The sequence below is a fragment of the Fusobacteriaceae bacterium genome (assembly GCA_031272775.1).
Taxonomy (GTDB): domain Bacteria; phylum Fusobacteriota; class Fusobacteriia; order Fusobacteriales; family Fusobacteriaceae; genus JAISST01.
In genome coordinates this window covers 23,769-30,691 of the sequence record JAISTB010000032.1, presented here as the reverse complement: position 1 = coordinate 30,691, position 6,923 = coordinate 23,769, and the positions used below count along the sequence as shown (strand labels likewise).

At 54.5% G+C, this 6,923-nt stretch carries 8 protein-coding genes; 5 read left to right on the top strand and 3 right to left on the bottom strand.

Annotated elements, in window-relative coordinates:
- The first annotated feature begins 317 nt into the window (after positions 1–317).
- On the top strand, positions 318–635 hold the full coding sequence (locus tag LBQ97_07590; protein MDR1832573.1) for a nucleotidyltransferase domain-containing protein: 318 nt from the start codon (positions 318–320) through the stop codon (positions 633–635).
- Entirely contained in the window at positions 628–1,023 is a 396-nt protein-coding gene (locus LBQ97_07585) for a HEPN domain-containing protein (protein MDR1832572.1), read from the top strand. Before LBQ97_07590 ends, LBQ97_07585 begins: the two co-directional genes overlap by 8 nt.
- Before the next feature lie 257 nt (positions 1,024–1,280).
- Here the strand turns inward: LBQ97_07585 and LBQ97_07580 are convergent, their stop codons facing one another.
- The 3 genes from LBQ97_07580 to LBQ97_07570 are packed head-to-tail and all read right to left on the bottom strand — an operon-like array spanning position 1,281 to position 3,165.
- A complete protein-coding gene (locus LBQ97_07580; GenBank protein MDR1832571.1) occupies positions 1,281–1,499 on the bottom strand; it encodes a hypothetical protein in 219 nt (72 codons plus the stop codon).
- Positions 1,500–1,508: 9 nt separating this feature from the next.
- The gene (locus tag LBQ97_07575) at positions 1,509–2,867 is read right to left on the bottom strand and encodes a PFL family protein (protein ID MDR1832570.1); all 1,359 of its coding nucleotides are present in this window, start codon (positions 2,865–2,867) and stop codon (positions 1,509–1,511) included.
- 28 nt (positions 2,868–2,895) lie between these two features.
- Complete coding sequence (locus LBQ97_07570) at positions 2,896–3,165, bottom strand: ACT domain-containing protein (GenBank protein ID MDR1832569.1); 270 nt, start codon at positions 3,163–3,165, stop codon at positions 2,896–2,898.
- Positions 3,166–3,365: 200 nt separating this feature from the next.
- On the opposite strand from LBQ97_07570, the gene LBQ97_07565 reads away from it, so the two are divergent.
- The 3 genes from LBQ97_07565 to LBQ97_07555 all read left to right on the top strand — a co-directional run bounded on the left by LBQ97_07565 (position 3,366) and on the right by LBQ97_07555 (position 6,847).
- A complete protein-coding gene (locus LBQ97_07565; GenBank protein MDR1832568.1) occupies positions 3,366–4,211 on the top strand; it encodes a response regulator in 846 nt (281 codons plus the stop codon).
- The gene (locus LBQ97_07560; protein ID MDR1832567.1) at positions 4,208–5,629 is read left to right on the top strand and encodes a sensor histidine kinase; all 1,422 of its coding nucleotides are present in this window, start codon (positions 4,208–4,210) and stop codon (positions 5,627–5,629) included. The genes LBQ97_07565 and LBQ97_07560 overlap by 4 nt, the downstream gene beginning before the upstream one ends.
- 243 nt (positions 5,630–5,872) lie before the next feature.
- Complete coding sequence (locus LBQ97_07555; GenBank protein MDR1832566.1) at positions 5,873–6,847, top strand: ABC transporter substrate-binding protein; 975 nt, start codon at positions 5,873–5,875, stop codon at positions 6,845–6,847.
- The last annotated feature ends 76 nt before the right edge of the window (positions 6,848–6,923 follow it).

Here is a 6,923-nt window from a genome sequence, read left to right as displayed (position 1 = left end):
CGCTTGCTGCCGCCGAGACATCGCGGTCTTCTAACATTTGCCGCGGACTACGTCCTTGCAAACGTAAGAAGCCGCGAATTTCCCCTTGCGAAGGGGAGACTCTAAGGAATTTTTGTCTTTTTTTGAAAAGAATCTGCGCCGAAGCGCAGATTCTTGGGGGTAATGGGGCTTGTCGGTCCGCTTGCCTCGACCTCTTTGTCGGCCCATTCTCCGAAAGAGGCGGTAGCAAAGCTACCATTGGTTGCGCATATGAATTATTTTGTAGACAAAACAAATAAGTTAAGGTATAATGAAAAAAAGAGAAGGGGGGCTTCTGCATGGACAAAGATCATGAATTGAAAAATATTACGAAAGCCATTACAAGCATTTTACCGAATTCAAAAATCATTCTGTTCGGCTCTTATGCTCGCGAACAACAAAGCCAATGGAGCGACATCGATCTTGCCGTAATCGCTCCGTCGTTTCCTGAGCGCAAATTGATCATGATGGATATCTTGCGGAAGGCTGTGAATGGTGAAACAAAGAAGCCCGTGGATATTCTTGTTTATCTGGAAGAGGAATTTGAAAAAAAAGCACAAAAGCGCTCCATGCTTGCCTGGACAATAAAAAATGAGGGAGTGATCCTGCATGCCTGATTTGGAAACTGCAAAATTATGGATGAAATTTGCAAGAGATGATTTGTCGTTCGCCAAGCATGGATTGACTATGCGCCCCGTACCCATGGAAATCATTTGCTATCATTGCCAGCAAACAGCTGAAAAAGCATTCAAGTCCGTTCTTGCCTATTATGAAGAGACGATACCTAAAACCCATGACCTTGCTTATTTGCTGGCACTTTGCGAGACGTATAATAAATGCGTTCTTGATCTTGCTGATGAAGCAATGCGACTGACCAAATACGCTGTTGCAGCGCGTTATCCCGAGGAGATTGACATTTTGGAATCTGATATGGATTTGGCTTTGGCTGACGCCGAAACCATTTTCGTATTGATTGAGTCTATATACGGCTTACATACCGATTAAGAACACTGTCTCTTTTTGAAAAGAATCTGCGCCGAAGCGCAGATTCTTGGGGGAAGCGTGTTTCTCGCTCAAATGTGAGACTGACTTGTAAGGTTGTTTTCAGCCCCCTTCTCCGAAGGGGGTGGCGGCTCTGCCGCCGGGGTTGTGGGGTTTTAGGCGGCTGAGGGGTCGAGGGCTAAGGGCTGCGACCATCTGACTTGTTCATGGCATCGCTCGGCTGAGGGGTCGAGGACTGACGGGCCGATCGCCATCATCCCCTACGGCGTCCCTTGTGTCTCGCTCTTCGCTGAGCTAATCTGTTTCTTCTTGCGCGGTTTTCCGTCGCAACCGAGACCGAACCCGCAATAATGCGGGCAGGCGCTGCAGGCTTTTCCTCTGGAGCGCGGCCCTTTTTTGACGTAAAAACTCATCATGGCGCATACGACCGCCATGGGGAGGATAATCACAATCAGAATCACAATGGCCAGCGGGCTCATATCTCCCCCTTAATTTTTGAGGCTCTGGATCGGCGCGGGGATCTGCCCGCCCCGGGCGATGAATTTGGCCGGAGAAAAGCGGTTGATCTTCATGACGGGTCCGTAGCCGAAAAGCCCGCCGAAGCGCACCCCTTCGCCGTCGCCTTTTCCCACGGCGGGAATGATCCGGACCGCCGTCGTCTTGCCGTTTACCATGCCGATGGCCGCCTCGTCGGCGATCATGCCCGCGATGATGTCGGGCGTCGTATCCCCGGGCACGACGATCATGTCGAGGCCCACGGAGCAGACCGCTGTCATGGCCTCCAGTTTTTCGACGGAAAGAGAGCCCCTTTCCACGGCGGCCACCATGCCGGCGTCTTCCGACACGGGGATGAAGGCCCCCGAAAGGCCGCCCACCCGTGAAGAAGCCATGACGCCGCCTTTTTTGACCGCGTCGTTCAAAATTGCTAGGGCCGCCGTCGTGCCGTAGCCGCCGCAGCTCTCGATCCCGATTTCCTCGATGATGTGGGCCACGGAATCTCCCACGGCGGGGGTCGGCGCCAGAGAAAGATCCACGATCCCGAAGGGAACCCCTAATTCCCGGCTCGCTTCGTTGCCGATCAGCTGGCCCATGCGGGTGATCTTGAAGGCGGTTTTTTTGATGATGTCGGCGATCTCGGCGATACTGGCCGACGGCGGGGCCAGCCGGATCGCTTCCCGGACGACGCCCGGGCCTGAGACGCCTACGTTGAGGGCGGCGTCATTTTCCCCGATCCCGTGAAAGGCCCCGGCCATAAAGGGGTTGTCCTCTACGGCGTTGCAAAAGACCACTAGTTTCCCCGCGCCCATACATTCCCTGTCCCGGGTCAGGGTCGCGGCCTCGAGGATCTTTTCCCCCATGATCCGGACGGCGTCGAGGTTGATCCCGGCCCGGGTGGAGCCCACATTGACCGAGGCGCAGACTTTTTCCGTCGAGGCGAGGGCCTCGGGAATGGCCGCGATCAGTTCCCTGTCCCCGGGCGCGAAGCCTTTTTGCACAAGGGCCGAAAAGCCGCCGATAAAGTCTATCCCGATGTCCCGGGCGACGTCGTCCATGGTCCTGGCGTAGCGCAAGGGATCGCCCCCCGAGACCCCCAACAGCAGGGAGACAGGCGTGACGGCCACGCGCTTATTGATGATCGGTATTCCGTATTTTTTCGAAAGAAATTCCCCGGTTTGGACCAGCTTTTCGGCCATCCGGCGGATTTTCGCGTAGACTTTTTCACAGCTCTTTCCGATATCGGCGTCCATGCAGTCGATGAGGGAAATCCCCATGGTAATGGTCCGGATATCGAGGTTCTGATTCTGGATCATCGTGATGGTTTCCAGAATTTCCTGATTGCTGATCATATGGTTTTCCTCCTCTTGGCGTTCCGCGTCAAATCTTGTGCATGGAATTGAAAATATCCTCATGCATCACTTGAATATCGAGGTTTTTCGACTTGCCGACGGCTTTCATCCGGTCGACGAAATCCGTAAAGGCAACATTCAGCCCGTCGATATTGACCACCATGATCATCGCGAAATATTCCCCGAGGATGGACTGGCTCACGTCGGTAATGTTGGCCTGGTACTTGGCGCATTCGACGGAGACGTCGGCCACGATCCCGATCGTGTCCTTTCCGATTACAGATAATATTGCGTTCATTGCGCTCCCCCTTTTGTCTGATCTGCTTAACGGGTATAGTGTATCACGTATCCACGCTTCTGTCAAATTGAAAAAAGCGCCGGTTTACCGCCTATAAGGCGCTTTTGCCCCGGCGCCGCCCCGCAAAAAGGACAAAAAAGTCAAACAAAAACTTGAAACCGGCGGAGAAGCGTACTATAATTAAAGCAGGAGGGGGGCCTATGTACAGCGTGTTTCTGGTGGAAGACGAAAAAATCATCCGGGAGGGGATCAAACGCCTGCTCCCCTGGGAGGAATCGGGTTTTCGCTTTATCGGGGAAGCCCCCGACGGCGAATTGGCCTGGGCCCAGATCCGGGAGAAAAAACCCGACGTGGTCATTACCGACATCAAAATGCCCTTTATGGACGGCTTGAGTTTGAGCCGGCTCATCAAGAAGAATTTTCCCGCGACGACGGTCATTATCCTTTCGGGCTACGATGAGTTCCATTTTGCCCAGGAGGCTTTGGACATCGGCGTCAGCAAGTATATCTTGAAGCCCGTCTCCAGGGACAAGATGCGGGAACTGCTGACGGAAATCAAAAAGGACAAGGACGAGAAGATCGCCGAGGAACGGGTCCGGCAGAAACTGGAATCCGTCATCAGCGAATATCTGGCCACATTTCGCGGGGAGCAGGCCGCGCCCGCCGACGATCCCGCCGGAAAGACCGGGGAGAAGCAGGCGGCCCAGATCGCCGACGAGACCATCGACAAGGCCTGCGCCTTTATCCGGACGCGGTACGCGGAGCCCGGCATCAATCTTGACGCCGCGGCGGCCCATGTGTCGCTGGCGCCGTCTTATTTCAGCGCCCTGTTCAGCCGGCGGATGAAAAAAACCTTCGTGGCCTACCTGACGGAATGCCGGATGGAGAAGGCCCGGGAACTCCTGCTTTCCACAAATATGCCCAGCGGGGAGATCGCTTTTGCGGTCGGCTACAACGACCCCCACTATTTCAGTTTCCTCTTTAAAAGAAACAACGGCTGTTCTCCCACCGAATACCGGAATCGCGCGAGAGAGGCGGAAAATTGAAAACGGAAAAGAGAAAAACACTCAAATGGCAGTTGAACAAGCTTTTGATCATCGCCGTCGCCCCCTTTCTTTTGATGACGGTGATTTTGATCAGCCTTCTGGTATCCTTCAATTTAGGTTACGCCGAGGTTTTGAGAAACGCCATGACCGCCACGGAATTCAACGCCGAGTTTAAGCACAATATCGACCGGCCCATGTATTATTACGTGATCCGGGGCAAGAATACGGCGGAACTGCCGCTGGCGGAAGTGGAACGGGCCGAGGAGCTCCTGAACCGCCTGCGGAAGACGACGACGGGGACCGACAACCTCTGGCGGATCCAGAGTATGCTGAACATGCTGGGCAACCTCAAAAAATATATGTTCGTCATCGAAAAAACCAAGCTCTATGACGACCGGATCCGGATCCTCGAAAAGGATATTTATCTGATCACCCAGCTGATTGAACGCTATATGCACGATTACATCTATCACGAGGTGGCGGAGCTCTCCCGACTGCATACGCGGCTGTCCCGGGACATTTTCCGGGTAATCGTCCTCTCTCCCCTGGCGACGGCCCTGCTCTTGTTTTTCGTCGTCCGCTACGCCCTGCGCTTCACCCGGCGCATCGCCGAAGACATCAGTCAGCTGGCGGCCAAGATCCAGCTGGCGGGAGGCGGAGATTTCGCCAAAAGCGCCATCAATACGGAAATAACGGAAATCATGGCGCTGGACGAGGGCTTCAACGACATGGGGAGCAGACTCCGGACGCTGATGGAAAAAGAAAGAGAAAATCAGGTCGCCTTGCGGAAGGCGGAATTTGAGCTGCTGCAATCCCAGATCAACCCGCATTTTCTGTACAACACGCTGGATTCCATCGTCTGGCTCGCGGAAAGCGAACGAAACCGCGACGTGGTCACGATGACCTCGCTGCTTTCGGAGTTTTTCCGGGGCTCCCTTTCGGGCGGCCGGGAAATCATCACGATCGAGGCCGAAAAAAACCAGGTCAGCAGCTATCTGGACATTCAGAAGATCCGCTACAGCGATATTCTGGAGTACACCATCGACATCCCGCCGGAGCTCTACGGTTATGAGATCCCGAAACTGACGCTGCAGCCCCTTGTGGAAAACGCCATTTACCACGGGATCAAGCAGAAGCGTTCCCCGGGGAAAATCGCGGTCTCGGCGGAGGAAGCGGGCAGCGACATTCTTCTCAAAGTCTGGAACAACGGCATCGTCATGTCTCCCGAGCAAGTGGAAATCTTCGGGCGCGGCGTATTTACCGGTCATTCGGGGCTGGGCCTCAAGAACGTGGACAAAAGACTGAAGCTCTACTGCGGGGACGGCTACGGCCTCAGTTTTAAAAGCAACGCCGTTGAGGGCACGACGATCACCGTGACCATACCTAAAAAAATTGAACACCAGTCCCAAAAAAAATGACCTCCGTCGCCGAAAAACAAAAATCATTGAACAAATTTCACAAGAATCTCCATTCACTTTCTTGACACAATAAGGTATAACTAGGATACGGTAAAATTGTCATGGAAATGGATGAACTGTCTGGAGTTCATACAAAAACACTGACAATAAGACATTCGGGAAGGCCGGAACGCGGAAACCGCCGGCGGGGGCTCCCGATGAGGGGATGACGTATCTGTATCGACAAGTTCAAAGGAGGTAATTATGTTCAAGAAAGTATCGAAGTTGTGGCTCACGCTGGCTTTGCTGGCGCTTGTGGGGGCGACGACGCTCTTCGGGGCCGCCAAATCCAAGCTGATCACGATCGGATTTTCCCAGGTGGGGGCCGAGAGCGACTGGCGGACCGCCAATACCAAGTCCATGCGGGATACCTTTACGGAAGCCAACGGCTACAAGCTGATTTTCGACGACGCCCAGCAGAAGCAGGACAACCAGATCACGGCGCTCCGGAATTTCATTCAGCAGGAAGTGGACTACATTGTCCTCGCGCCCATCGGCGAGACGGGCTGGGACACGGTGCTCCAGGAAGCGAAAGACGCCGGGATCCCCGTCATCATCATGGACAGAATGGTCAACGTGGCCGACGAAAGCCTCTACACCTGCTGGGTAGGCACCAATTCCCGGGGAGAAGGAGACACGGCGGCGGCCTGGATGGAAAAGACCTTCGCGGGTAAGGACAAGCTGAATATCGTCCATCTCCAGGGGACCATCGGATCCACGGCCCAGATCGGACGAACCGCCGGGCTCGAAGACGGCGTCAAGAGAAACAAGGGTTGGAAGATCGTCGCGCAACAGACCGGCGAATTCACCCAGGCCAAGGGGCAGGAAGTCATGGAGAGCATCCTGAAACAGCAGAGCGACATCGACGTCGTTTACGCCGAAAATGACAACATGGCCTTCGGCGCCATAGACGCCATCGAAGCGGCCGGCAAGAAAGCGGGCGTAGGCGGGGATATCACCGTGATCTCCTTTGACGCTACCCACGCGGGCCTGCAGATGACCCTGGACAAGAAGATCAACTACAATGTGGAGTGCAATCCTTTGCACGGGCCCAGAGTGGAAGTCCTGATCAAACAACTCGAAGCGGGACAGACCCCCGAAAAGAAAGCTTATGTGGAAGAAGGGGCCTTCGACGCGACGACAATGACGCAAGCGATCCTGGACGCGAGAGCCTACTAAGAATGCGGTTTACGATTGCGGAGCGGCGACATCTGTCCGCTCCGCAATTTCCATATGGCCGAAAGGGGTGAGGAAC